Raw genomic sequence first — 24,870 nt, 5'->3', positions numbered from 1 at the left:
GACTGCTCTCTCGCGTGAGAGAGCAGTCCAGTCCTGCGTCAGGGGGTCGGGGTGACCAGCCGGTGGTAGACGCGGTCCCGGTAGATGAGCGGGTCGACGTCCGCCACGCCGTGCGCGAGCGCGCGGACCGAGACGAGGTAGCTGTCCCCGACCGGGGTGCGCTGCACGATGCGGCCGCGCACCCACGCCTGCGCGCCGTCGATCACGGGCTCACCGGTCGGCAGCGCCGTCCAGCCGCCGGCGGCGAAGCGGTCGATGCCGGAGGTCGCGAAGCGCGTCGAGACGTCCTCCTGGCCGGCGGCGAGGAACGAGACCGTCAGGGTCGCCGCGCGTGACAGCGCGGGCCACGACGAGGACCCGGACGCGAGCGAGAACGCCAGCAGCGGCGGGACCGCCGACACCGAGATGACGGACGTGGCGGTGAAGCCGACCAGCCGGTCCTCGTCGCGCAGGGCGACGACCGCGACGCCCGCGGCGTGACGCCGGAACACCTGCTTGTACGCGTCGGCGGACAGGGCGGGCTCGTCGTGGTCGGCCAGGGCACGCTCCAGGGCGTGCAGGTCGTGGGTGCTGGTGCTCATCGGGCCACCTCCACGAGGTCGCCGGCGGGCGCGGACGAGCCGACGGCGCGGCGCAGCGGGCGTTCGGCACGCACCCACCAGCGGTCGACCGCGGGGCCGAGGTCCAGCAGGTCGGTGTCGAGGACGCTCAGGGTGCGGGTGGGCACGGTCGCGCCGAGCTCCACGAGGACGGGCCGCAGGTGCACCTCCCCGACCAGCGCGTGCGCGGGCGTGGCCGAGACGACCAGGGGCACGGCCGTCACGCCGGCGAGGCCGTCGGGGCCGTACAGGTCGAGGAACGACTTCAGCAGGCCGGTGAAGGACGCCTTGTGGACGGGCGTCGCGACGACGAGCAGGTCGGCGCCGGCCACCGCTGCGAGCGCGGCGTCGAGCTCGGTGGTCCGGGGCTGCACGTGCAGCGCGGGTGCGAGCGTCGCGAGGTCGACGAGGACGGGCTCGGCCGTCTCGAGGTGGGCGGCCAGCGTCCCGGCGAGGGACGCGGCAGCGCCCAGGGTGCGTGAGCCGGCGCGCGGGTTGCCCACGAGGGCGACGATGCGGGCGGGGTCGGGTCGGGTCATGACGGTTCTCCTGTGCGGGGTGCGAACGGTCGGGCGGGGGAGCGCGTGCCGGACCCGTCCGGCGGACGGTTCGGGGACGCGCGGGACGGCACGCGGCCGCCGGCCGGGCGGGGACGTGGCCGTGACGCGGGCCCGGACATCGGCGGCCGGCGGGCAGGGTGGCGTGCGTCATGCGTGGCCCACCGGCTGGGGTGCGGCGGCGACGTCGTCCACGAGCACGGGGAGGTCGCGGCCCTGGCGGACACGCTCGAGGAACTGCACGACCGTGGCGGCGACGCTGCGGTGCGCGGCGTCGTTGAGGACGTCGTGACGACCGTCGGCGACGAGCGCGACGTGCCGGGCGCCGAGCGTGCGGTACGCCGCGACGGCCTGCTCGGCCGGGCTGATCCGGTCGGCGGCGCCGTGCAGCGCGAGGACCGGCACGTCGAGCGGGGCGTCGTCCGGGCGGGTGAGGTCGAGGGCGACGATCGCGGTCACGTCGGCGAAGAGGCTGCTGCGCGCGGCCTGGCCCAGCACCCGCTGGTGGGACGTGCAGGCGGTGCGCGCGTCGAGCTCCGCCTGCCACATCAGGCCCTGCACGCCGGCCGACGTCGGCAGCCCGGCCAGGACCACGGCGTCCACGTGCCCCGCGCGAGCGACCCGGACGGCGGCCAGCGCGCCGACGTCGGTGCCGACGACGACGTGCGGTGCGGGCAGCGGCGCGAGCAGCTCGGCCACGGCGTGCGGCGTGGGGTGGTCCTCGCCGACGGCGACGACGCGGTAGGCGTCGGCGGCGAGCCGGCGACCGAACCGCTCGTACACCTCGGCGGTCTCGCCGCGGCCGACGAGCACGACCACGGTGCCGCGCACCACAGCGCCCGGCGGCTCGTGCCACGTGCGCAGCGAGGCCGGCCGCAGGGGTGTCGTGCCCCGGGTGCCCGGCCGCGGCAGCGGCTGCGCCTGGATGGTGCTCACGTGGGTGTCTCCCGTCGCGTCCGGGGGTGCCCGGGTCCGTGCGTGCGTCCTTCGGCAGGCTAGGCGCGTGCACGTCAAAAGAGGATGAGATCGGTCGGGTTTCTTGCCAGGTGAGACGCGCGCCGCTGCGCCGCCGGGTGCGCGCCCTGCGGACGTGCGCGCGCCTCGACCTCGCGGCGCGACGCGTACGCCTACAGTCGAGCCGTGCCAGGCCGCCCCGTCCGTCTCCCCGCCCCCGCCGACGACGCGACCTCGCGTGCGGTGACCGCCGGCCTCGACGCCCTGCGCGCCGAGGTCGAGCTGCCGGTCACCTACCCCGCCGACGCCCTGGCCGAGGCGGGCTCCGCCGCGCGTCGCGCACCCGATGCGCCGCACGCACCCGGCGAGCGCGCGGACCGCACCGACGTGCCCTTCGTGACGATCGACCCCCCGGGGTCGACCGACCTCGACCAGGCCGTGCACGTCGAGCGCCGCGGCAGCGGGTGGCGGGTGCGGTACGCGATCGCCGACGTCGCCGCGTTCGTCGCACCGGGCGGCGCCCTGGACGGCGAGACCCACCGCCGCGGCATGACCTGCTACAGCCCCGACGGCCGCGTGCCGCTGCACCCGACCGTGCTCTCCGAGGGCGCCGCCAGCCTGCTCGCCGACGAGGTGCGTCCGGCCGCGCTGTGGTCGATCGACCTCGATGCCGACGGCGAGCCCGTCGACGTGCACGTCGAGCGTGCGCTCGTCCGCAGCCGCGCCCAGCTGTCCTACGAGCAGGTCCAGGAGCGCCTCGACGCGGGCACCGCCGACGACCTGCTGCGCGGGCTGGCCGACGTCGGCACCCTGCGCGAGGCGCGCGAGCGGGAACGCGGCGGTGCGTCCCTCGACGTCCCGGAGCAGGAGGTCGTGCGGTCCGACGACGGCACCTTCGGCCTGCGGTTCCGCGCGACCCTGCCGGTCGAGGGGTGGAACGCCCAGATCTCGCTGCTGACGGGCATCGTCGCGGCGCGGCTCATGCTCGACGCGGGTGCGGGCGTCGTGCGCACCCTGCCCCCGGCCGACCCGAAGGACGTCGCGCGCCTGCGGCGCACGGCGACGGCGCTGGGCATCGACTGGCCCGACGCGCTGCCGTACCCCGACCTGCTCGCGCGGCTCGACTCGCACATCGGCGCGCACGCGGCGTTCCTGCGCGAGGCGACCACGCTGTTCCGCGGCGCCGGCTACCGCGCGTTCGGCACCGACGGGCCGCCGGTGCCCGCGGGCGACGACGCCGAGCACGCGGCCATCCGCGCACCGTACGCGCACGTCACCGCGCCGCTGCGCCGGCTGGTCGACCGCTACGGCACCGAGGTCTGCCTCGCCGCGGTCGCCGGCCGGGACGTGCCCGACTGGGTGCTCGCCGCGCTGCCGGAGCTGCCGGGGACCATGATGCGGACCGGCCGACGCGTCTCGGCGTTCGACCGCGGCGCGCTGGACCTCGTCGAGGCGGTCGTGCTCGAGCCCCGCGTCGGCGCGACGTTCACCGGCGTCGTGGTCGACACGGACGAGCCGCGCGACGGCCGGGCGCGCGGCGCCGTGCAGCTGCGCGACCCGGCGGTGGTGGCGCCCGTGACGTCGGACGCCGCGCTGGCGCTCGGCGGGAGCCTCGACGTTCGGCTGGACGAGGTCTCGGTGGCGCACCGACGGGTGATGTTCGTGGCTGTCTGACCGGTTCGTCCGGTTCGCACCTACGATCGCTCGCATGAGGACTCCGCCCTGGCGCAGCGTCGCGCTCGTCGCCCTGGGGGTCGCCGCCCTCGTGGGCATCGGTGGTGTCGCGTCGGGTCTGTGGTCCGTGCTGTGGGGCGGGCAGACCGCCGCCATCCAGGGGCTGGCGGAGGAGGTGCCCTGGGACCAGGCGATCGTCGTGCCGTCGCTGGCGCCGCGCCCCACGACGACCCCCGCACCCGCAGCCGCACCCACCTTCGACCTCGCGCAGCACTCCACGAGCGACCCCGGGAGCCCCTGGGTCATCGTCAACAAGCAGCACCCCGTGACCCCGGACCACGTGCCCCCGGACCTCGTCGACGTGGACGGGGCGCGCGTGCGCGCGGCGGTCGAGCCGGACCTGCGGGCGATGGTCGAGGCGGCCCGCGGCCAGGGCGCCCGGCTCGTCGTCCGCAGCGGTTACCGCTCGCACGCGGAGCAGGCGGACGCGCGCGCCGCGATCGAGGCGCGTCGCGGGTTCGCGCACGCCGAGCGCTACTCGGCCCGTCCCGGGTACTCGGAGCACCAGACCGGGCTGGCGGTCGACATCGACTCGGGCTCCGACCCGTCGTGCAACCTGCAGACGTGCTTCACGCGGACGCCCGAGGGCGCGTGGCTGGCCGAGCACGCGTGGGAGCACGGGTTCGTCGTGCGGTACACCGAGCAGAACACCGGTGTGACGGGGTACGCCCCGGAGGGCTGGCACCTGCGGTGGGTCGGCCGCGAGCTGACCGCCCACCTGCACCAGAACGGCATCGGCTCGCTCGAGGAGGCATTCGGCGTCTCCGGCGGCGCGGAGTACGTCGCGGGCTGAGGTCGCGCGCGCCCTGCGGGCGGAAATCCGTCGCGGCCCGGCGTGCCCCCGGCCTAGCGTCGGCAGCGTGACCGAGCCCGCCGCACCCCCCACCGCCGACGACGGTGCGCCGCTGCGCGCCCGCGTCGTGCGTGCGGACCGCGGTGCCCTGCTCGTCGTCCCGGACGACGACCTGGGCGCCGCCGCGCACCGGGCCGACCTGCCGCGCGACGGCCTGCTGCCGCTGCCGGACGGCACGCGCGTCCCGCCCACGGTCGGTGACGTCGTCGACGTGGAGCGGGGGGGTCGCGTGGACGCGGCCTGGCGCGCGACGGTGCTGCACCCCCGGCGCACCGCGGTCGTGCGCGACTCCGCGGGACGCACGTCGCTCGAGCAGGCGGTCGCGGCCAACGTCGACCTCGTGCTCGTCGTCGAGCACCTGGACCCCGACCCGGACCTGGGGCGCGTCGAGCGGCTGCTGACGCTCGCGTGGCGTTCGGGTGCCCGGCCCGTCGTCGTGCTGACCAAGGCCGACCTGGTGCCCGATCCCGAGGGCATGGCCGCGGAGGTCGCGGCGGTGGCGATCGGCGTCGACGTGCACGTCGTGAGCGTCGTCGACGGGACGGGTCTCACGCCGGTGCGCGCCCTGCTCGCGCCCGGCGTCGCGCTCGTCGCGGTGGGTCCGTCGGGTGCCGGCAAGTCGAGCCTGGTCAACGCGCTCGCCGGGCGCCAGGTCATGGCCACGGGCGGGCGCCGGGCCGACGGCCGCGGGCGGCACACCACGACGCACCGCGAGCTCGTCCCGCTCGCGGACGGGGCGGTCCTCGTGGACACCCCGGGGGTCCGGGGCGTGGGGCTCGTGGCCGCACCGGACGCGCTGGACGCGACCTTCGCCGACGTCGCCGCGCTCGCGGCACGCTGCCGGTTCGCCGACTGCGCGCACGTGACCGAGCCGGGGTGCGCCGTGCAGGAAGCACTGGCGGGCGGTGAGCTGGCGGAGCGGCGCCTGGCGAGCTGGCGCAAGCTGCAGCGCGAGGCGGAGCACGCGGCGCGGCGCGCGGACGCGCGCCTGGCGGCGGAGGAGCGGGCGAGGTGGCGGCGCGTCACCCGCGAGTACCACCGGCAACAGCGGAGCCGGGGCTCGCACCGCGGGTGAGGTCGCGCCGCGACGGCGATCCGGCTGCGCCTCGTCGGAGAGGCGCGCGGCTCTGTCTCGTCACAAAAAGGATTAGGCACCGGCCCTCGGCTCGCCAGGACACGCCGTGCTCGGGTGTGATCGTGCAGTCGTTCGGGAGAGGTGTCGCTGGCGACCCTCCCCGGGCGCGTCGGCCCGACGCCCGTCGCCCCGATGCGCCACCGGCCGACCCGATCCGAGGAGAACCCATGCCCCCCCGCACGAAGGCGGCCTCCGCCGCCGGTCGCAAGCTCGTCGCGGCCCTCGCCGCAGGAGCGGTGGTCGCCGCCGGCGTCACCGCGCTCACGTCCACCGCGGCGAGCGCCGCGGCCGGCTGCCGTGCCGACTACGCGATCAGCAGCCAGTGGCCCGGCGGCTTCGGCGGCACGGTCACCGTCACCAACCTCGGCGACCCGCTGTCGTCATGGGACCTGCGCTGGTCGTTCCCCAACGGGCAGACGATCCAGTCGCTCTGGAACGGCCAGGTGTCGTCGAGCGGCTCGCAGGTCACCGTCACCAACTCGCCGTGGAACGGCTCGGTCGCCACCAACGGCACCATCCAGGTCGGCTTCAACGGCTCCTGGAGCGGTGCGAACGGCGCCCCGACGTCCTTCACGCTCAACGGCACGACGTGCACGGGCGGGGTCACGGGCCCGACGCAGCAGCCCACGCAGACGCCGTCGTCCACGCCGCGGCCGACCCAGTCGCCGACTCCCTCGCGGACGCCGACGCAGACGCCGAGCCCGCAGCCCACCCAGTCGCAGCCGCCCGTGAGCAGCAGCGACTTCTACGTCGACCCCACGACGTCCGCGTACGCGGCGTGGCAGGCGGCGTCCGGCACCGACAAGAACCTCCTGGCCAAGATCGCGCTGACGCCGCAGGCGCTGTGGATCGGCGACTGGGCCACGGCCAGCGCCACGCAGGAGCAGGTGCGTGACTACACCGGTCGGGCTCGCGCCGCGGGCAAGACCGCGCTCCTCGTCGTCTACGCGATCCCGGGCCGCGACTGCGGGTCCTACTCGGGCGGTGGCGTCTCGACGTCGGAGTACGCGCGCTGGATCGACACCGTCGCCGCCGGCATCCAGGGCAACCCCTGGGTGATCCTCGAGCCGGACGCGCTCGCGCAGCTCGGTGACTGCGACGGCCAGGGCGACCGGGTCGGCTTCCTGCAGTACGCCGCCAAGTCCCTGACGGCCAAGGGTGCGCGCGTCTACATCGACGCCGGCAACTCCGCGTGGCTCTCGGCGAGCGAGGCCGCCAACCGCCTCAACCGCATCGGGTTCTCCGACGCCGTGGGCTTCTCGCTCAACGTGTCGAACTACCGGACGACGGCCGAGGCCAAGGCCTACGGACAGCAGATCTCGCAGCTGACGGGCGGCAAGAGGTTCGTCATCGACACCTCCCGCAACGGCAACGGCGCCACGGGCAGCGAGTGGTGCAACCCGAGCGGACGCGCGCTCGGTGAGCGTCCCACCAAGGTGAACGACGGCAGCGGGCTTGACGCGCTGCTGTGGATCAAGCGGCCGGGCGAGTCCGACGGCACGTGCAACGGCGGCCCGACGGCCGGCGCGTGGTGGCAGGCGATGGCCCTGGAGCTCGCGCGCAACGCCAAGTGGTGACGCGCAGCGCCTGAAGAGCGCACCGCACGACGAGGCCGCGGTCGCCCCCGCACGGGGACGCGTCCGCGGCCTCGCCGTGTCCGTTCCGTGTCAAAACGATTAGGGATCGGCCGTCCGCTCGCCATCGTGGGTCCGGACCGGGTGTGATCGACGTGTCGTCCGGGGACGGCGCCGACGCCTCCCCGGGCGCGTCAGCCGGCGCACGTCGCCCGACGCGCCGCAGGCCGACCCGATCCGATCCGAGGAGAGTCCATGTCCCCCCGCACAACGAGGGCCTTCACCCGGCGGCGCACGGTCGTCGCGGCCGTCGCCGCCGGCGCGGTCGTGGCCGCCGGCGTGACCGCGCTGACGTCGACCATGGCGCAGGCCGCCGCGGGCTGCCGCGTCGACTACGCCGTCACGAGCCAGTGGCCCGGCGGCTTCGGCGCGAGCGTGACCGTGACCAACCTGGGCGACCCGCTGTCCTCCTGGGACCTGCGCTGGGCGTTCCCCGACGGGCAGGGCATCCAGCAGCTGTGGAACGGCGTCTCGTCGGTGTCCGGCTCCCAGGTCACCGTCACCAACATGCCGTGGAACGGCTCGGTCGGCACCGACGGCAGGTTCCAGGTCGGCTTCAACGGCTCCTGGAGCGGCAGCAACGGCGCACCCACGTCCTTCACCCTGAACGGCACGACGTGCACGGGTGACGTCGGGCCGACGTCCACCCCGACGCCCACGCCCACCCCGTCGGCGACGCCCACCCCGACGCCGTCGGCGACGCCCACCCCGTCGGCCACGCCCACCCCCACCCCGACGCCGACCCCCACCCCGACGCCGACCCCCACCCCGACGGTCACGCCGCCGCCCGTCTCCTCCGGTGACTTCCACATCGACACGACCAACCAGGCGTACCGCGCCTGGCAGGCCGCGAGCGGCACCGACAAGGCGCTGCTCGAGAAGATCGCGCTGACGCCGCAGGCCTACTGGGTCGGCAACTGGAACGACGCGTCGCACGCGCAGCAGGAGGTGCGCGACATCACCGGTGCCGCGCAGGCCGCGGGGAAGACGGCGCTGCTCGTCGTCTACGCGATCCCGGGCCGTGACTGCGGCTCGCACTCCGGCGGCGGCGTCGGCGAGTCCGAGTACGCGCGCTGGATCGACACGGTCGCCGCGGGCATCCAGGGCAACCCCTGGGTGATCCTCGAGCCCGACGCGCTCGCGCAGCTCGGTGACTGCGACGGCCAGGGCGACCGGGTCGGCTTCCTGCAGTACGCCGCCAAGTCCCTGACCGCCAAGGGCGCCCGCGTCTACATCGACGCCGGGCACTCCGCGTGGCTCTCGCCCGCCGAGGCCGCCAACCGCCTCAACCGCATCGGGTTCTCCGACGCCGTGGGCTTCTCGCTCAACGTGTCCAACTACCGGACGACGGCGGAGGCCAAGGCCTACGGCCAGCAGATCTCGCAGCTCACGGGCGGCAGGACGTTCGTCATCGACACGTCGCGCAACGGCAACGGCCCCAGCGGCTCGGAGTGGTGCAACCCGAGCGGCCGCGCGCTCGGTGAGCGTCCCACCAAGGTGAACGACGGCAGCGGGCTCGACGCGCTGCTGTGGATCAAGCTCCCGGGCGAGTCGGACGGCAGCTGCAACGGCGGCCCGTCGGCCGGCGCGTGGTGGCAGGCGATGGCCCTGGAGCTCGCGCGCAACGCCAAGTGGTGACGCGCAGCGCCTGAGTGCACCGCAGGACGAGGCCGCGGACACCCCCGGACGCCGGGAGTTCCGCGGCCTCGTCGCGCGTCCGGGGCCGGTGACCCGCTGCCCACGGGTCGGACGTCCCACACCCGTGCCAGGGGGCGGACCTAGGCTCGACCAGTTTCCCGTCCTCGCTGAGCAGAGCGGAGTCGACCCATGCAGGTCCAGCTGGAGCGCGTCCTCGAACAGGTGCTCGCTCGCAACCCCGGTGAGCGCGAGTTCCACCAAGCCGTCACCGAGGTGTTCGAGAGCCTGGGTCCGGTGCTCGAGCGCAACCCCCAGTACGTGGACGCGGCGGTGCTCGAGCGCCTGTGCGAGCCCGAGCGGCAGATCATCTTCCGCGTGCCGTGGGTCGACGACACGGGCCAGGTGCGCATCAACCGCGGCTTCCGCGTCGAGTTCAACTCGGCCCTCGGCCCGTTCAAGGGCGGTCTGCGGTTCCACCCCTCGGTGTACCTGGGGATCATCAAGTTCCTCGGGTTCGAGCAGGTCTTCAAGAACTCGCTGACGGGCATGCCCATCGGTGGCGGCAAGGGCGGGTCCGACTTCGACCCGCGCGGCCGCTCGGCCGGCGAGGTGATGCGGTTCTGCCAGTCCTTCATGACCGAGCTCTACCGCCACATCGGCGAGTACACCGACGTCCCCGCCGGCGACATCGGTGTGGGCGGCCGCGAGATCGGCTGGCTGTTCGGCCAGTACAAGCGGATCACCAACCGTTACGAGTCCGGGGTCATCACGGGCAAGGGCGTGACGTGGGGCGGCTCGCTCGTGCGCACCGAGGCCACGGGCTACGGGACCGTGCTGTTCGCCGAGCGCATGCTCGCGACGCGCGGCCTGTCGTTCGACGGCATGCGCGTGACCGTGTCGGGCTCCGGCAACGTCGCGATCCACGCGATCGAGAAGGCGCAGGCGCTCGGCGCGCACGTCGTCGCGTGCTCGGACTCGCTCGGGTACGTCGTCGACGAGGCCGGCATCGACCTGGAGATCCTGCGTCAGGTGCGCGAGGTCGAGCGGTTGCCCGTGTCGGAGTACGCGACGCGGCGTGGCGGCGCGCACTACGTCCCGTCGGCTCGCGTGTGGCAGGTCGACGCCCAGGTGGCGCTGCCGTGCGCCACGCAGAACGAGCTCGACGAGAACGACGCCAAGCGACTCGTCGATGCCGGTCTGCTGGCCGTCGCCGAGGGTGCCAACATGCCGACGACGCCCGAGGCCGTCGCGCTGCTGCAGTCCGCCGGCGTGCTGTACGCGCCCGGCAAGGCAGCCAACGCGGGCGGTGTCGCGACGTCGGCGCTCGAGATGCAGCAGAACGCGAGCCGGGACGCGTGGTCCTTCGAGCACACCGAGGAGCGGCTCGCCGGCATCATGGCGCGCATCCACGACAACTGCGCCGAGACGGCCGAGGAGTACGGCGACCCGGGCAACTACGTGCTCGGCGCGAACATCACCGGCTTCACCAAGGTCGCGGACGCGATGCTGGCGCTCGGCGTCGTCTGACCCACCCGCCCCTGACGCGAGAGAGCGATCCGGCACGTGCTGGATCGCTCTCTCGCGTCCCGGGGGTGAGCACGGGCGACGGCCGCAGGAGGACTGGCGCATCGCCGCCCGCACGGTCCGCAGCGTCGTGTCGGCCACCTCGGCGGCGCGCGCCGTGCCGGCGTGGCTGCGCGACGACGCCTGAGCGGGCTCGTCCCTGCCGGGTGGGGGAGGATGGCGGGGTGCCACCGCGTCGCCGCACCGACCCCGCCGACGGACGCGCCGCGCTGCACGCGTGGCGCGCCGACCCCGAGGGTGCCGTGACGGCCGTGCGGCGCACCGCCGTCCGGTTCACCCTCGAGGAGCTCGCCGACGTGGCACCGGGTAACGCGGTCGAGGTCCGCGTCCCGCCCGACGGCGCCGTGCAGGCCGTCCCGGGGCCCCGGCACACCCGCGGCACCCCGCCCAACGTCGTCGAGACGGACGCGCCCACGTGGCTCGCGCTCGCGGTCGGCGACCTGACGTGGGACGACGCGGTGGCGTCCGGGCGGGTGCACGCGTCCGGCGAGCGCGCCGACCTGTCGCACCTGCTGCCGCTGCAGGCGGCCAGGACCCGCTGACCTAGGATCGCCAGGTGCCCGACGACCCCCGCCCCGCCGACGACCCCCGCCCCGCCGACGACCCCCGCCCCGCCGACGACCCCCGCCCGGACGACGTCTCCTCCGGGCCCCCGGCCGAGGCCGAGCTGGCGCGTGTCGCCGTGCCGGCGACCGTGCGGCGTGCACCGCGCTACGGCGCGTTCCTGGTCGCCGGCGCACTGGTCGGCGTCGTCGTCGCGCTCGTCGTGGCGTTCGCGACTGCGCAGGGCAGCGGCGTGAGCGGCCAGGACGGCGGCATCCTGCCGTTCCTGGGCGGCCAGAACGGGGTCCGCTGGGTGCTCGCGGTGACCGGCGCGGTCGTCGGGGCGTTCGTCGGGGGCGGGCTCGCGGTGCTCGCGGACCGGCGCAGCATGCGTCGTCGGCGCCCCGCCCCGCCGGACTGACCCGCACCGGGCGACCCCCCGGTGGATCCGCGGCGCGCGGTTCGGCACCGGTGTGCCACCATGGTGGCGTGGCCACCCGCGCAGACGGACGTCTCAACCACGACCTTCTACCCGGCGAGAAAGGCCCGCAGGATGCCTGCGGCGTCTTCGGCGTCTGGGCACCCGGTGAAGAGGTGGCGAAGCTCACCTACTTCGGCTTGTACGCGTTGCAGCACCGCGGGCAGGAGTCCGCGGGCATCGCGACGTCGAACGGCTCCCAGCTGCTCGTCTACAAGGACATGGGGCTCGTCTCCCAGGTCTTCGACGAGACGGCGCTGAACGCCCTGCAGGGGCACATCGCCATCGGCCACACGCGCTACTCGACGACCGGTGGGTCGACGTGGGAGAACGCGCAGCCGACGCTCGGCGCGACCGCCGCGGGCACGGTCGCCCTGGGGCACAACGGCAACCTCACCAACTCCGCCGAGCTCGTCGACCTCGTCGCCGAGCGGTACGGCAGCCAGCGCCGCGGCGAGCTCGCGCGCGGCAACACCACCGACACCGCGCTCATCACGGCGCTGCTCGCGGGCGACCCGGACCACACGCTCGAGGCGACGGCGCTCGAGGTGCTGCCGCGTCTGCGCGGCGCGTTCTGCCTCGTCTTCATGGACGAGCGCACGCTGTACGCCGCGCGCGACCCGCAGGGGGTGCGCCCGCTGGTGCTCGGCCGTCTCGAGCGCGGCTGGGTGGTCGCCTCGGAGACCTCGGCCCTCGACATCGTCGGTGCGTCGTACGTGCGCGAGGTCGAGCCGGGCGAGTTCATCGCGATCGACGCCGACGGGCTGCGGTCCACGCGCTTCGCGCCCATCGACCGTGCCGGCTGCGTGTTCGAGTACGTGTACCTCGCGCGGCCCGACACGACGATCAACGGTCGCTCGGTCCACGCCGCGCGCGTCGAGATGGGCCGCCGCCTGGCCGTCGAGCACCCCGTCGAGGCGGACCTGGTCATCCCCGTCCCCGAGTCGGGCACGCCCGCGGCGGTGGGCTACGCCGCCAAGTCCGGCATCCCGTTCGGGCAGGGCCTGACGAAGAACGCGTACGTGGGGCGCACGTTCATCCAGCCCTCGCAGACGCTGCGCCAGCTCGGCATCCGCCTCAAGCTCAACCCGCTCAAGGACGTCATCCGCGGCAAGCGCCTCGTGGTCGTGGACGACACCATCGTGCGCGGCAACACGCAGCGCGCGCTGGTCCGGATGCTGCGCGAGTCAGGGGCGGCCGAGGTCCACATCCGGATCACCGCACCGCCCGTGAAGTGGCCGTGCTTCTACGGCATCGACTTCGCGTCGCGCGCCGAGCTCATCGCCAACGGCCTGGGGGTCGAGGAGATCGCCCGTTCCCTGGGCGCCGACTCGCTGGGCTACCTGTCCGAGGAGAACATGATCGCCGCCACCGAGCAGCCTGCGTCGCAGCTGTGCACGGCGTGCTTCAGTGGCCGGTACCCGATCGAGCTGCCGCCGTCCGAGCGGCTGGGCAAGCACCTGCTGGAGCAGAACCAGCTGCCGCTCGGGCAGCCCGAGGACGGTCTGCTCAGCATCGTCCCGACGGCCGGTGGCGCGTCCGCGCTGGAGCACCCGTGAGCGCCCCGCAGCCCGTCACGTACGCCTCCGCAGGCGTCGACACGGAGGCCGGGGACCGGGCCGTCGAGCTCATGAAGGACGCCGTGCGCGCCACGCACGGACCGCAGGTCCTCGGTGGTGTCGGCGGCTTCGCCGGCCTGTACGACGCCTCCGTGCTCACGCGCTACCGCAGGCCCCTGCTCGCGACCTCCACGGACGGCGTGGGCACCAAGGTCGCGATCGCGCAGGCCATGGACGTGCACGACACCATCGGGTTCGACCTCGTCGGCATGGTCGTCGACGACATCGTGGTGGTCGGCGCGCGGCCCCTGTTCATGACGGACTACATCGCCTGCGGCAAGGTCGTCCCCGAGCGCATCGCCGACGTGGTGCGAGGGATCGCGGCCGCCTGCTCGGCCGCCGGCACGGCGCTGGTCGGCGGGGAGACCGCCGAGCACCCCGGCCTGCTGGGCCCCGACGAGTACGACGTGGCCGGCGCCGCGACGGGTGTCGTCGAGGCGGACCAGCTGCTGGGACCCGAGCGCGTGCGCGCGGGTGACGTCCTGGTCGCTCTCGGGTCCTCGGGGCTGCACTCCAACGGGTACTCGCTGGTGCGGCGCGTGGTGCAGGTCGCCGGGTGGGGCCTGGAGCGCCACGTGGACGAGCTGGGCCGCACGCTGGGCGAGGAGCTGCTGGAGCCGACCCGGGTCTACGCGGCGGACTGCCTGGCGCTCGTCGAGGAGTTCGGTCCTGACCGCGTCCACGTCTTCAGCCACGTCACGGGTGGGGGGCTCGCGGCCAACGTCGCGCGCGTCCTGCCGCCCGGGCTCGTCGCCGACGTCGACCGCGCCGCGTGGGTGCTGCCGCCCGTGTTCAGCCTGGTCCAGGGCCTCGGGGCGGTCCCGTGGGGGGACCTGGAGAACACGCTCAACCTCGGCGTCGGCATGGTCGCCGTCGTCTCGGCCGACGTCGTCGACGACGTGCAGCGAGCCGCCGGGCTCCGGGGGATGCCCGCGTGGGTGCTGGGGAGCGTGCGTGACCGGCGGGACGCCGATGCGACCGCCCCGGACGTCGTGGCGGGCACGAAGGGCGTCCACGGCGGTGCGGTGCGCCTGCACGGCGCCTACCGCGTCGGCTGACCGCCGAGCAAAGACGGCTGACGACACGGCACGGCCCGAGCAGACGAGTCTGCTCGGGCCGTGAGCCTCGGCGTCGAGGCCGAGGCGGCGTCCGCTCGCGCCGGTCGGCGTGAGAACGGACTCCGTCAGGACGCGGGTGCGGCGGGTGCGGCGTGCGACCGGGTCAGGATCGGCGCCCCGCGTCGTCAGCGGTCCTCGTCACCGGGCCAGCCCCAGCCGGGCGGGTCGTCGTCGTCCGTGGTCACCGCACTGCGGCGGCTGTCCGTGACGACATCGTTGCGGCTACGCGACGAGAGCTCCTGCTCGAGGGCTCGGTAGTTCGTGTCGGGGCTGAAGTACTTCAGCTCCCGGGCGACCTTCGTCTGCTTTGCCTTCTGACGGCCGCGCCCCATGGCATCGACCCCCTCTAACGTGGAAGCGGGGCGGCTCCGTGCTGACACGTGCGGCCCCGGGGTGCTGTTGAGTCTCTTCGTGTGGCAACGGTACATGGTCGCGATCCATTCCGACCACCTGCGTCGGGTGGGCTCCGCCACGTCCGCCGGCGGGTGCGGCGATTTCGTGACCGCTGGGCAGGGCATCGTGACTCCGCGGCGCTCCAGGGGGCGCGCGACGCGCGGGCGGCGTCCGTCCGTGTCCGCTCTTCGGGCGAACTTTGGTGTGATTTAGGTCACAACACGCCACCCTTTGATGTGCGGGAGCGCGCTCATGGTCCAGGTGTTCACCCACGTCGCAGCGTCGAGACGCTTCGACGAGGCGCGTCTGCGCTGGTCAGGGGGCCGCGTTTCGGGTGGACCCCGGGGTGGGCGAAATCTGCGGCGCGACGGACGTCACACGATCGAGCAAGCGTGACTCAGCCGTCCGAGGAGATGTGTCCCGTTTCGGACGGGTTTAGGGTAGGTGCATCGACGCTGCCCCGGTGCTGTGGTGACGGTTGCGACCGCCCTGGGTCACCTGTCCGGAGCAGAGCGCACGTCCACGACGTGTCCTGGAGTGCCCGATGTGTCAGATTCAGTACCAAGCCGCGCAGCCCCGACGCGCAACGTGACCGGAAGGCGCATGTCGGGGCGGCTAGACAAGGGAGGTACGCAGTGTCCACCACGCACTCGTCCGATGCAGAGGCCCTGCTGACACCGTCCGAGGTGGCGACCCTGTTCCGGGTCGACCCCAAGACGGTCACGCGCTGGGCCAAGTCCGGCAAGCTGTCCTCGATCCGCACGCTCGGCGGCCACCGCCGCTACCGCGAGTCCGAGGTCCGCGAGCTGCTCAACGGCGTTCCGCAGCCGAGGTCGAACCCGCAGTCCTGAGCTCGACGGAGCCGACCGTCCGGAGGTCCGGCGCGCACCGCGGGGGAGTGCGCGTGACACCGACGGCCTCGGCTCGGCCGTCCCACCACGGTGGGCAGCGGCCCGCGGGACCGCACGTACGACGGCCGCTGCCGGTGGCCCCGAGACCCGGGGAAGCCTGGCAGCGGCCGTCGTCGCGTGCGGGGACGTGTCGGGGCGGTCGCGGCGGTGCCGGGCGACCGCCGCGCGTCAGTGCCGGGTCACCCGCCGCACGACGCCCACGACCACCAGGGCGACGACGGCGCCGGCGATGACGAGCACCTTGCGGGCGCGTGCGCGGTCCTCGGGGAGCGCCGCGTCGTCGGTGGCGTCGAAGACGAGCCGGCGGCCCTTCTGCTGGAGGCGTTCGACCTGCCGACGGGGGTCCGCCTCGGCGACGAGCGCGTCGACGGTCGCGGCGAGCTGCTCACGCGCCAGGGTCACCTCGGCCTCGAGCGCCGCGACGTGCGCGGGCGGGATCGTGTCCTTGTCGCTCACCGGTGCAGCCCCTTCTTGACGGTGTCCACGTCCTCCTGCAGGTTCTCCATCGCACGCTCGGGCACGGGTGGTGCGCCCTTCTTGACGTGCTTGACGCCCAGCAGGGCCAGCACGGCGGTGACGAGCAGCAGCACCACCGAGACGATCAGCGCGGCGAGCCACGCCGGCACGACGTTCGCCAGCCCGATGATCGCCGTCGCGATGAAGGCGGCCAGCGTGTACAGCCCGAGGACGCCCGCGCCCGCGAGGAGACCGGCCCCGACGCCCATCTGCTGGGCCTTGGCCGTCATCTCGCCCTTCGCGAGCGCGATCTCGGCGCGCACGAGCCGCGTGGCCTGCTCGCTCAGGTCACCGACCAGGCGCCCGAGCGACCGGGGGTCCTCGGGTGCGTCGGGACGCGTGTCGCTCGCCCATCCGGAGTGCGTGACCATTCGACGACCTTCCTCACCTGCAGGGACGGTTGATGCCGGAGCATCAGTCTGCAGGTCCCGCCGCGTCCGCGCGACGCGACGCGCAGCCTGCCGTGCCGCGGGCGAGGGGGCGGTGGCTCAGTCCGCCCAGGGGTGGACGAGCTCCTCGGCAGGGTGGGTGCTCGGCGGCACGGGGATGACGGGGTTGCCGGCGGGCAGCATCGCGCGGCCCCAGGCCGCGGCACCGGCGGCGAGCAGCACGAGCGTGATGCCGACGAGCAGCGCCGACAGCCACAGCGGCAGGGCCTGCGCGACGCCCACCACCGCGGCGAACGCGAAGAGCGTGATGCCGATCACGGTGAGCAGCGCGGCCGCGGCGAAGGCGATCGCCGAGGGCCGGATGCGGACGGCGCGGGTGCGCATGCTCGCACCGACGGCGTCCAGCTCGTGCTGGACCGCGGCGCGCAACTTGTCCTCCGCCCGTTCGAACCGGTCCCGGGCGCGCTCCGCCAGGGGGTCGGTGAGCCGGTCGAGCATGCGGGGACGGGGGCGGTCGGTCGTCGTGGTCACGGGAAATTCCTCGTTCGGTAGGAGCTGTGCTCCCACGGTAGGCGCGCAGGTGTGCGCCCCGACCGGGACGATGGGCCCGAGTCGACCGGAGTGACGTCCGCTGCCGCGTCGGTGTCCGACAGTGCGGGGGCGGGCCTGGCGAGGTGCTGCCGGCGATCAGGGGCCGGGCATGGCGACGGCCCCGGCGGGCGTCCCGCGGGGCCGTCTGAGGTGGCTCCGACCGGCGTCGATCCGGTGACCTTTCGATTTTCAGTCGAACGCTCTACCAACTGAGCTACAGAGCCTCGCAACGAGTGGACCGGCCTCTCGGCCGGTCCCTCGCAGCGACCCCGACGGGACTTGAACCCGCGACCTCCGCCGTGACAGGGCGGCGCGCTAACCAACTGCGCTACGGGGCCTTGTGGTGGCCGTGACCACCCTAAAGCCTTCTTGCTGTCGTGCTGTCCTGCTCGTACCCCCAACGGGATTCGAACCCGTGCTACCGCCGTGAAAGGGCGGGGTCCTAGGCCGCTAGACGATGAGGGCGGGTTGTCCGCCCCAGACGTCGAGGCGTCGGAAGACCGGTGATGAGCATACGGTCTGGTGGCCGTAACTCCAAAAGCGATGCCGTGCGTGCTGGTCGGCGTGCCCCCCGGGGGCAGGATGGTGCCCGTGGTCGACATGACGCGCGAGGAGTTCGAGGACGCGGTCCGCGACGCCCTGGACGAGATCCCCGAGGAGCTCGCGGCGATGATGGACAACGTCGTCGTGCTCGTCGAGGAGGACGCGCCGCCGGACGAGCCGGACCTGCTGGGGCTGTACGAGGGGACCCCGCTGACCGAGCGGGGCGAGTTCTGGGCGGCGGGGTCGCTGCCCGACCGCATCTTCGTCTACCGGCTGCCCACGCTCGCGATCTGCGAGGACCGCGAGGAGGTGGTCGAGGAGGTCGCGATCACCGTGGTCCACGAGATCGCCCACCACTTCGGCATCGACGACGAGCGGCTGCACGCGCTGGGCTGGGCGTAGCCACGGGGGGCGGCTAGCGTCGCCGTGTGGCGATGAGTGCGGTGCCCCCGCGGTCGCGGAGGGCGGGCGCGTGACCGGCGGTCACGCGCACGGTCACCACGGCTCGGCGACGGCCCGGCACCGCGGACGGCTCGCCCGGGTGCTCGCCCTGACCCTCGTGGTGATGAGCGTCGAGGTCGTCGGCGGCGTGCTGTCCGGCTCCTTCGCGCTGCTCGCGGACGCCGGCCACATGCTCACGGACGCCGCGGGCCTGGCCGTCGCGCTCGGGGCCGGCGCGCTCGCGACCCTGCCGGCGACGGCGCGCCGCACGTTCGGCTGGCAGCGTGCGGAGATCCTCGCGGCCATGGTCAACGGCCTCGTCGTGGCGACGGTGGGCGTCCTCGTCCTCGTGGAGGGTGTCCGCCGCATCGCGCGGCCCACCGACGTCGAGCCGCGACTCATGCTCGCCGTCGCGCTCCTGGGGCTCGCTGCCAACGCCGTCGGGCTGGCGCTGCTGCACCGTGGCCGCCGCGAGTCGCTCAACGTGCGTGGCGCCTACCTGGAGGTGCTGGGCGACGCGCTGGGCTCCGTCGCCGTCGTCGCTGCGGCGCTCGTCGTGCTCACGACGGGGTTCACACGCGCCGACGGCATCGCGTCGGTCGTCATCGCGTGCCTCGTCCTGCCGCGCGCCGCGCTGCTCCTGCGGGACGTCGCTGCGGTGCTGCTCGAGGCCACGCCCGTGGGCGTCGACCTCGACGTCGTGCGCGAGCACATGGCCGGCGTGCCGGGCGTCCTGGGGGTGCACGACCTGCACGCGTGGACCATCACGTCCGGGGTCCCGGTGCTCTCCGCCCACGTGGTCGTCGCGGACGAGGAGCTCGACCGCGCGGGCACGGGGCGTGTGCTGGACCACCTGCGTGCGTGCCTGTCGGGGCACTTCGACGTCGAGCACTGCACGTTCCAGCTCGAGCCCGCGTCGCACGGCGGCGAGCAGGCCCTGCACCCCTGAGGGCGACGGGTGGCGCGACGCCCCCTGTGTCGCGCCACCCGTCGCGCGGCCGCCCGTCGGACGGAACGGGCCGCCGGTGCCCCGGGTCGCGGTGGCGCGACCCGGGGCGGGAGGCGACGGGCGGCGAGGCGCGCCCGCCGCGGGACCGTCAGCCGGTGACGAGCCGCAGACCGTAAGCCTGCAGGATCTCGTTGACGGGCTGGAAGTACGTCGTGCCGCCGTAGCGGCAGTTGCCCGAGCCGCCGGACGTCACGCCCTGCGCCTGCGTGCCGGCGACCAGCGAGCCGCCGGAGTCCCCGGGCTCGGCGCACACGTTGGTGCGGATGAGGCCCGAGACGCTGCCCTGGGAGTACCGGACGGTGGAGTTGTAGGCCTGCACGGTGCCGCACCGCCACCCGGTCGTGCTGCCCGAGCGGCACACGTACGCGCCGACCGCGGCCTGCTGCGAGCCGGTGACGCGCACCGTGCCGCCCGAGTAGTTGTTGACCAGCCCGCGCGGGGTGTTGCCCGCCGCGACCTGGACCCACGCGTAGTCGTTGCCGGGGAACGAGGAGCCGCGGAACGTGCCGGACGGCGACGTCGTCGACGCCCCGACCGCACCGCAGTGGCCCGCGGTCACGAAGCCGCCCTGCACCGCGAAGCCGACCGAGCAGCGTGAGCGCGCGTTGATGTAGTACGCGTTGCCGCCGATCACGTCGATGAACGTCCGCGGCGCCTCGGCGGTCGCGAGCGTGACGGCGTCGGCCGGCAGGCCGGCGGCGGCGACGAGGTCGGCCGCGGCGGTGGTGCCGGCCACAGCCTCGACGACCAGCTTGTTGGTCGGCACGTCCACGTACCAGGTGGCGACGTCCGCGGGCAGCCCCGCCGCGTCGAGGCGGGCGCCCAGGGACTCGAGCTGGGTGAGCGTGCGCTCGGCGTGGACGGTGGTCACCCCCGCGGCCATGGGGCCGCGCACCTTCGACGGCGTGGTGGTGGCGACGTGCACGGTGCCGGCGGCCGGGTCGACCCAGGCGCCCGCGTAGGTCGAGCCGAGGGCCTGCGTCAGCGTGCGGACCCGGGTGGCCGCGTCGTCCTGGAACGTCAGGCGCCGGGCGACCTCGGTGCGCGGGACGCCGAGGTCGCGCTCGAGCGCCTCGACCATCCCGGCCGGGACGTCGGAGGCGGGCGTCGCGGCGGACGCGCCGCCGGTGGTGAAGGGGGCCAGCAGCAGGGCCAGCGCGGTGGCGCCGAACACAGCCGCACGGCGGCGGAGGGTGACGGAGTGAGTCATGGTGGGGCCTCTCGTTCGGTGGTGACCGTGCTGTCACGATAGGCGCCGACTGCAGTCAGAAACTAGATCCCGCGTCAGTCATACCGCTGGTCTCACCTTCCGGTCGAGGTGCGGCGACGTGCCACCGCGGCGGCCGCGGGCGGCGGCGAGCTCCTCGCGCCGCGCGTCGCGCGCGGCCCCGACCAGGCGCGTGCGCACGTCGGTGGCGGTGTCGTCGTGCGTCGCCAGCCAGGTGGACCACGTCAGCGGCGTCCCGCGCAGCGTCAGCGCACGCAGCCCGGCCGGCAGCGCGCCGTACGGCTGCGTCAGGGCGACGGCGACGCCCGCGCGGACGAGCTCGAGCGCCTCCGCGCGGTCGCACTCGCTGGGCGTCGGGGGCGTGAACCCCGCGCGGGCGCACGCCCGCAGGAAGCACTCGGTGAAGCAGCTGTCGCCCGCGGCCGTGACCCAGCGCGCGTCGGCGAGCTCCGCCAGGCGGACGTCGCCACCGCCCGGGTGGCCCTCGCCGACGACGACGTGCACGGCGTCCGTCCCGAGCAGGCGCCACTGGACGCCGGGGTGCGCGGGAGGCAGGGCGTCGCCGCACGTGCCCGCCAGCACCGCGTCGTGGGCGCCGGCCGCGAGCTCGGCCACGGCGCGCGCCGTGTCCGGGACGGCGCGCAGCGTCGGCGGTGGGTCGCCCCCCGACGACAACCGGCGTACGAGAGGTGCGGCGAGGGCGGAACCCGCGCCGGCGAGCCGCAGCGTGGCGGCCGTGTCGCCGCACGCCACCCGTCGCGCGTCCTGCCGCAGGGCGTCCATCGCCGGCAGCAGCGTGCGGGCGCGGTCGAGCACGAGGGCACCGAGGGGCGTCGGTCGCACGCCGCGGTGGTCCCGGACGAAGGTGGGCCCTCCGAGGGCGCGGTCGATGCGGGCCAGCTGCGCGCTCAGGGCGGGCTGCGCGACGCCGAGCACGGCCGCGGCCTTGGTGATGCTGCCGAGCGAGGCGACGGTCGTCAGGGTGCGCAGATGCCGGACCTCCAGCTCCATGCCGTTGAGGGTACGGGCGAGCGGGCCCTGTTGTCACGACCGGGTAGCACCCGCCGTCGGCGCATTGTGACTCGCGTCGTCCAGGTAGCGTGACGCGGCATGGTGAGGGTCGGGGTGGTGCTGCTGCCGCAGGAGCGGTGGGCGAGCGCGCGCACGCGGTGGCGGCGCGCCGAGGAGATGGGCTTCGACCACGCGTGGACGTACGACCACCTTGCGTGGCGCGAGCTGGCGGACGAGCCGTGGTTCGCCACGGTCCCGCTGCTGGCGGCGGCGGCCGCCGTCACCGAGCGCATCGGGCTGGGCACCTGGGTCGCGTCCCCCAACTTCCGGCACCCCGTCCCGTTCGCCAAGGACGTCATGGGCCTCGACGACGTGGCCGGCGGCCGGTTCGTCCTCGGCGTCGGCGCGGGCGGCGAGGGCTGGGACGCGGGCGTCATGGGTCCGGCGCCCACCCGCCGTGAGCGCACCCGACGTTTCGCCGAGTTCCTCGGCCTGCTCGACACCCTGCTGACCCAGCCGGTCACGGACCACGACGGCGAGTACTACCAGTCGCACGGCGCGCGCATGGTGCCCGGCACCCTCGCCCGGCCGCGTCCGCCCTTCGTCGTCGCCGCCAACGGTCCCCGCGCCATGGCGCTCGCCGCGCGGTACGGCCAGGGCTGGGCGACCTACGGGCCCGGCACCGGCGTCGGCGAGGGTGTCGACGCCGACGCCGCGCAGGAGGCCTGGTGGCAGGGGCTCGCGAGCATGGTCGAGGCGTTCGACGAGGTCGCCGGGGATCGGCCGATCGGCCGGTGGCTGAGCCTCGACGGTGCGCCCCGGTTCTCGCTGGGATCCGCCGCGCTCGCGGTCGAGGGCGTCGAGCGTGCCGCCGCGCTCGGGTTCGGCGACGTCGTCCTGCACTGGCCGCGGGCGTCGGGCGTGTACGCGGGCGACGAGCGCGAGCTCGAGCGCCTCGCCGCCGAGCTGCCCCGCCTGCAGGCGCTGGAGCCGGCGACGCGCTGACGCCGACCAGGGTGGCGCCGCGCCCGTCGAAGGCGCGGCGGCGGCGCCGGTCGAGGCCTCACGCGGCGCGGCGGTGGGCGTCCCAGGCGCTGGCGACCATCTGCTCGGGGGAGTGGCGCATCGCCCACCCGAGGTCCCGGGCGGCGGCCTCGCCCGACGCGACGATGCGCGCCGGGTCGCCCGGCCGACGTGGCCCCCGCTCCGGCGTGAAGTCGATCCCCGTGACCCGGGCGATCGTCGTCATGATCTGGGCGACGGACAGGCCGTCGCCCGAGCCGAGGTTGTAGACGCGGTCCAGCGGCCGGTCGTCCGCCAGTGCCCGGGCCGCCTCGACGTGCGCCAGCGCCAGGTCGGCGACGTGCACGTAGTCGCGCACGCACGTGCCGTCGGGCGTCGGGTAGTCGGTGCCGTTGACGCGCGGCGTGCGGCCCGAGGCCAGGGCGTCGAGGACCAGCGGGAACAGGTTGTGGGGGCTGGCGTCGTACAGGTCCTCGGCCCCCGAGCCCACGACGTTGAAGTACCGCAGCGACGTGTGGCGCAGGCCGGTCGCGACGCCCTGGTCCCGCAGCAGCCACTCGGCGACCAGCTTGGACTCGCCGTAGGGGGACTCCGGCGTCGTCGGGGTGTCCTCGGTGACGAGATCGACGTCCGGGCTGCCGTAGACGGCCGCGGACGAGGAGAGCACGACCCGGTCGACGCCCGCGTCCGTCATCGCCGCGAGCAGGTGGGCGGTCCCCGTGACGTTCTGCTCGTAGGTGTGCAGCGGGCGCTGCACCGAGACGCCCGCGTACTTGTAGCCCGCGAGGTGCACGACCCCCGTCACGCCGTGCGCGACGAGCGCGTCCCGCACGGCGTCGGTGTCGACGACCGACGCCCGGACGAACGGCACGCCGTCCGGCACGAACGCGGCGTACCCGCTCGACAGGTCGTCCAGGACCACGGGGCGCAGCCGCTCGTCGCCCGCGCGTGCGGCGTCCAGGAGTGCGCGCACCACGTGCGCGCCGATATAGCCGGCGCCGCCGGTCACCAGCCAGGTCATGCGCGTCAGCATAATGAGGGGACTCGCGGACCCGGACGGATGCGGACGAACCCCACCACCAGGTGGTCGCACCGGTCGGTTCGGCGGTTCCGGTGGCTCGAACGCGAATACTCAGTACGCTGAGCATTCTTCGACGGCTCGGGGGGCGATGTGAGTCAGACCAGCGAGCGCGGGCAGCCCGGCGCGACCCGCAGCAGCCCCGCGCCCGTGACCGCCACGACCCCGGCCGGAGCACCCGCGGCCGGCGCACCCGCGACCGGCGCACCCGCGGCCGGTGCGGCGCTCGCGCACGGCGTCGAGCACGTCACCGACGCTGCCGGGCGGATCCTGCGTGACCTGGTCGGCGAGCAGCGCCGCCGGGCCGTCGCGTTCGACCCCGCGTGCGCCGACCTGTGGCAGGACCTCGACGCGGTCACCGGGGGCAAGCTGCTGCGCCCCCGTCTCGTCGCCGCGGCGTACCTCGGCCTCGGGGGCACGGACCTCGTCGCCGCGGCCCACGTGGCCGCCGCCCACGAGCTGCTGCACACCGCGATGGTCGTGCACGACGACGTCCTGGACCACGACGAGGTCCGGCGCGGCCACCCCAACGTCGCGGGCCGCACGCGTGCCCGGCTCACCGCCGACGGGGTGCCGCGGGCCGCGGTCGACCAGCAGGTCGGCGCGGCCGCGCTGCTCGCGGGCGACGCGGCCCTCGCGCAGGCCTTCGGTCTGCTCGCGACCGGCGCCGTGCCGCCGGCCCGGCTGGGCGAGCTCGTGCGGCTGCTCGCCGACGGCGTCGCGACGACCGTCAGCGGCGAGCTGCTCGACGTCCGGGGCGCGCTCGCGGTGCCGTCGGACGTCGACGCCGTCCTCGTCGCCGAGCTCAAGACCGCCGTCTACTCGTTCCGGGTGCCGCTCGAGTCGGGCGCCGTCCTGGCCGACGCCCCGGGCGTCGCGCGGGCTGTGCTCGCGGGGGTCGGCACGGCACTGGGCGTCGCCTACCAGCTCGTCGACGACGAGCTGGGGACCATGGGCGACCCGGCTCTCACGGGCAAGTCCGTGCTCTCCGACCTGCGCGAGGGCAAGCGCACCGAGCTGCTGCGGGTCGCCTGGCAGCGCGCCGACCCGCGGCAGGCAGCGCTGCTGGACACGCACGTCGGGCGGGCGGACCTCGACGACTCCGGTGCGCACGCCGTGGTCGACGTCCTGCACGACACCGGCGCGGTCGAGGACGTGCGCGCCCTGGCACGCCGCAGCGCGGACATCGCGCGTACGCTCGCCACCCACCTGCCGGAGCCGTTGGCGACGTACCTGGCAGGCGTCGTCGACGACCTCGCCGGGCGCGCGCGCTGAGGCTCCGGACCACCGG

General features: G+C 74.8%; 25 protein-coding genes and 3 tRNA genes. 15 read left to right on the top strand and 13 right to left on the bottom strand.

From position 1 onward, the window contains the following. Positions 1–38: 38 nt before the first annotated feature. The 3 genes from KKR89_RS14550 to KKR89_RS14540 all read right to left on the bottom strand — a co-directional run bounded on the left by KKR89_RS14550 (position 39) and on the right by KKR89_RS14540 (position 2,092). Entirely contained in the window at positions 39–581 is a 543-nt protein-coding gene (locus tag KKR89_RS14550; protein ID WP_208196065.1) for a flavin reductase family protein, read from the bottom strand. Beyond that, a complete protein-coding gene (locus KKR89_RS14545) occupies positions 578–1,138 on the bottom strand; it encodes an NADPH-dependent FMN reductase (protein WP_208196064.1) in 561 nt (186 codons plus the stop codon). The genes KKR89_RS14550 and KKR89_RS14545 overlap by 4 nt, the downstream gene beginning before the upstream one ends. A 168-nt stretch (positions 1,139–1,306) precedes the next feature. Then, a complete protein-coding gene (locus tag KKR89_RS14540) occupies positions 1,307–2,092 on the bottom strand; it encodes an alpha/beta hydrolase (protein WP_208196063.1) in 786 nt (261 codons plus the stop codon). A 204-nt stretch (positions 2,093–2,296) separates the two neighbouring features. Between KKR89_RS14540 and KKR89_RS14535 the strand changes: the two genes are divergently transcribed. The 10 genes from KKR89_RS14535 to purM all read left to right on the top strand — a co-directional run bounded on the left by KKR89_RS14535 (position 2,297) and on the right by purM (position 14,386). Then, entirely contained in the window at positions 2,297–3,784 is a 1,488-nt protein-coding gene (locus tag KKR89_RS14535; RefSeq protein WP_208196062.1) for an RNB domain-containing ribonuclease, read from the top strand. A 34-nt stretch (positions 3,785–3,818) separates the two neighbouring features. Further along, positions 3,819–4,637, top strand: a complete 819-nt coding sequence (locus tag KKR89_RS14530; protein ID WP_208196061.1) for a M15 family metallopeptidase — start codon at positions 3,819–3,821, stop codon at positions 4,635–4,637. 67 nt (positions 4,638–4,704) lie between these two features. Next, positions 4,705–5,772: a ribosome small subunit-dependent GTPase A gene (rsgA, locus tag KKR89_RS14525; protein ID WP_208196060.1), complete on the top strand. Its 1,068-nt coding sequence runs from the start codon at positions 4,705–4,707 to the stop codon at positions 5,770–5,772. Positions 5,773–5,999: 227 nt separating this feature from the next. Next, positions 6,000–7,409 (top strand): glycoside hydrolase family 6 protein, encoded by a 1,410-nt coding sequence (locus KKR89_RS14520; RefSeq protein WP_208196059.1) that lies wholly within the window; start codon positions 6,000–6,002, stop codon positions 7,407–7,409. A gap of 252 nt (positions 7,410–7,661) precedes the next feature. Next, positions 7,662–9,104 (top strand): glycoside hydrolase family 6 protein, encoded by a 1,443-nt coding sequence (locus KKR89_RS14515; RefSeq protein ID WP_208196058.1) that lies wholly within the window; start codon positions 7,662–7,664, stop codon positions 9,102–9,104. 189 nt (positions 9,105–9,293) lie between these two features. After that, positions 9,294–10,631, top strand: a complete 1,338-nt coding sequence (gdhA, locus tag KKR89_RS14510; RefSeq protein WP_208196057.1) for an NADP-specific glutamate dehydrogenase — start codon at positions 9,294–9,296, stop codon at positions 10,629–10,631. 221 nt (positions 10,632–10,852) lie between these two features. After that, complete coding sequence (locus tag KKR89_RS14505; RefSeq protein ID WP_208196056.1) at positions 10,853–11,230, top strand: sterol carrier family protein; 378 nt, start codon at positions 10,853–10,855, stop codon at positions 11,228–11,230. 14 nt (positions 11,231–11,244) lie between these two features. Next, positions 11,245–11,652 carry a phage holin family protein gene (locus KKR89_RS14500; protein WP_208196055.1) on the top strand — a complete coding sequence of 136 codons (408 nt, stop codon included), beginning with the start codon at positions 11,245–11,247 and terminating at the stop codon, positions 11,650–11,652. Between the two features lie 68 nt (positions 11,653–11,720). Further along, on the top strand, positions 11,721–13,268 hold the full coding sequence (gene purF, locus KKR89_RS14495) for an amidophosphoribosyltransferase (RefSeq protein WP_208196054.1): 1,548 nt from the start codon (positions 11,721–11,723) through the stop codon (positions 13,266–13,268). Then, entirely contained in the window at positions 13,265–14,386 is a 1,122-nt protein-coding gene (gene purM / locus KKR89_RS14490) for a phosphoribosylformylglycinamidine cyclo-ligase (protein ID WP_208196053.1), read from the top strand. Before purF ends, purM begins: the two co-directional genes overlap by 4 nt. 185 nt (positions 14,387–14,571) lie before the next feature. Here purM and KKR89_RS14485 read toward each other — a convergent pair whose 3' ends face one another. Then, positions 14,572–14,778 carry a DUF3073 domain-containing protein gene (locus KKR89_RS14485; RefSeq protein WP_191782799.1) on the bottom strand — a complete coding sequence of 69 codons (207 nt, stop codon included), beginning with the start codon at positions 14,776–14,778 and terminating at the stop codon, positions 14,572–14,574. A gap of 696 nt (positions 14,779–15,474) precedes the next feature. Between KKR89_RS14485 and KKR89_RS14480 the strand changes: the two genes are divergently transcribed. Beyond that, positions 15,475–15,690 carry a BldC family transcriptional regulator gene (locus tag KKR89_RS14480; protein WP_191782801.1) on the top strand — a complete coding sequence of 72 codons (216 nt, stop codon included), beginning with the start codon at positions 15,475–15,477 and terminating at the stop codon, positions 15,688–15,690. A gap of 228 nt (positions 15,691–15,918) precedes the next feature. Here KKR89_RS14480 and KKR89_RS14475 read toward each other — a convergent pair whose 3' ends face one another. From KKR89_RS14475 to KKR89_RS14450, 6 genes are all read right to left on the bottom strand, one after another. Next, on the bottom strand, positions 15,919–16,206 hold the full coding sequence (locus tag KKR89_RS14475) for a DUF3618 domain-containing protein (protein ID WP_208196052.1): 288 nt from the start codon (positions 16,204–16,206) through the stop codon (positions 15,919–15,921). Beyond that, positions 16,203–16,637: a phage holin family protein gene (locus KKR89_RS14470; RefSeq protein WP_208196051.1), complete on the bottom strand. Its 435-nt coding sequence runs from the start codon at positions 16,635–16,637 to the stop codon at positions 16,203–16,205. The genes KKR89_RS14475 and KKR89_RS14470 overlap by 4 nt, the downstream gene beginning before the upstream one ends. 117 nt (positions 16,638–16,754) lie before the next feature. Further along, complete coding sequence (locus KKR89_RS14465; protein ID WP_208196050.1) at positions 16,755–17,186, bottom strand: phage holin family protein; 432 nt, start codon at positions 17,184–17,186, stop codon at positions 16,755–16,757. A gap of 211 nt (positions 17,187–17,397) precedes the next feature. Next, positions 17,398–17,470 (bottom strand) — tRNA-Phe (locus KKR89_RS14460). A gap of 40 nt (positions 17,471–17,510) precedes the next feature. Next, positions 17,511–17,584: transfer RNA gene (locus tag KKR89_RS14455), tRNA-Asp, on the bottom strand. Between the two features lie 54 nt (positions 17,585–17,638). Then, positions 17,639–17,711: transfer RNA gene (locus KKR89_RS14450), tRNA-Glu, on the bottom strand. 117 nt (positions 17,712–17,828) lie between these two features. Between KKR89_RS14450 and KKR89_RS14445 the strand changes: the two genes are divergently transcribed. Both KKR89_RS14445 and KKR89_RS14440 read left to right on the top strand, forming a co-directional pair. Beyond that, positions 17,829–18,191, top strand: a complete 363-nt coding sequence (locus tag KKR89_RS14445) for a metallopeptidase family protein (RefSeq protein WP_208196384.1) — start codon at positions 17,829–17,831, stop codon at positions 18,189–18,191. 70 nt (positions 18,192–18,261) lie between these two features. Continuing rightward, positions 18,262–19,179 carry a cation diffusion facilitator family transporter gene (locus tag KKR89_RS14440; protein ID WP_208196049.1) on the top strand — a complete coding sequence of 306 codons (918 nt, stop codon included), beginning with the start codon at positions 18,262–18,264 and terminating at the stop codon, positions 19,177–19,179. 148 nt (positions 19,180–19,327) lie between these two features. Here KKR89_RS14440 and KKR89_RS14435 read toward each other — a convergent pair whose 3' ends face one another. Together KKR89_RS14435 and KKR89_RS14430 are read right to left on the bottom strand one after the other, a co-directional pair. Further along, positions 19,328–20,449: a S1 family peptidase gene (locus KKR89_RS14435; RefSeq protein ID WP_208196048.1), complete on the bottom strand. Its 1,122-nt coding sequence runs from the start codon at positions 20,447–20,449 to the stop codon at positions 19,328–19,330. Between the two features lie 78 nt (positions 20,450–20,527). After that, positions 20,528–21,478 (bottom strand): LysR family transcriptional regulator, encoded by a 951-nt coding sequence (locus tag KKR89_RS14430; RefSeq protein ID WP_208196047.1) that lies wholly within the window; start codon positions 21,476–21,478, stop codon positions 20,528–20,530. A 99-nt stretch (positions 21,479–21,577) separates the two neighbouring features. On the opposite strand from KKR89_RS14430, the gene KKR89_RS14425 reads away from it, so the two are divergent. Then, positions 21,578–22,483 carry an LLM class flavin-dependent oxidoreductase gene (locus KKR89_RS14425; RefSeq protein WP_208196046.1) on the top strand — a complete coding sequence of 302 codons (906 nt, stop codon included), beginning with the start codon at positions 21,578–21,580 and terminating at the stop codon, positions 22,481–22,483. Between the two features lie 58 nt (positions 22,484–22,541). Here the strand turns inward: KKR89_RS14425 and galE are convergent, their stop codons facing one another. After that, complete coding sequence (gene galE, locus KKR89_RS14420; RefSeq protein ID WP_208196045.1) at positions 22,542–23,522, bottom strand: UDP-glucose 4-epimerase GalE; 981 nt, start codon at positions 23,520–23,522, stop codon at positions 22,542–22,544. 150 nt (positions 23,523–23,672) lie between these two features. Here galE and KKR89_RS14415 point away from each other — a divergent pair, with 150 nt between their 5' ends. Further along, complete coding sequence (locus KKR89_RS14415; protein WP_208196044.1) at positions 23,673–24,854, top strand: polyprenyl synthetase family protein; 1,182 nt, start codon at positions 23,673–23,675, stop codon at positions 24,852–24,854. Positions 24,855–24,870: the final 16 nt, after the last annotated feature.

The sequence above is a fragment of the Cellulomonas dongxiuzhuiae genome, assembly GCF_018623035.1.
Lineage (GTDB): Bacteria > Actinomycetota > Actinomycetes > Actinomycetales > Cellulomonadaceae > Cellulomonas > Cellulomonas dongxiuzhuiae.
The sequence above is the reverse complement of the archived record's forward strand: the minus strand, read 5'-3'. Positions and strand labels throughout refer to the sequence as shown.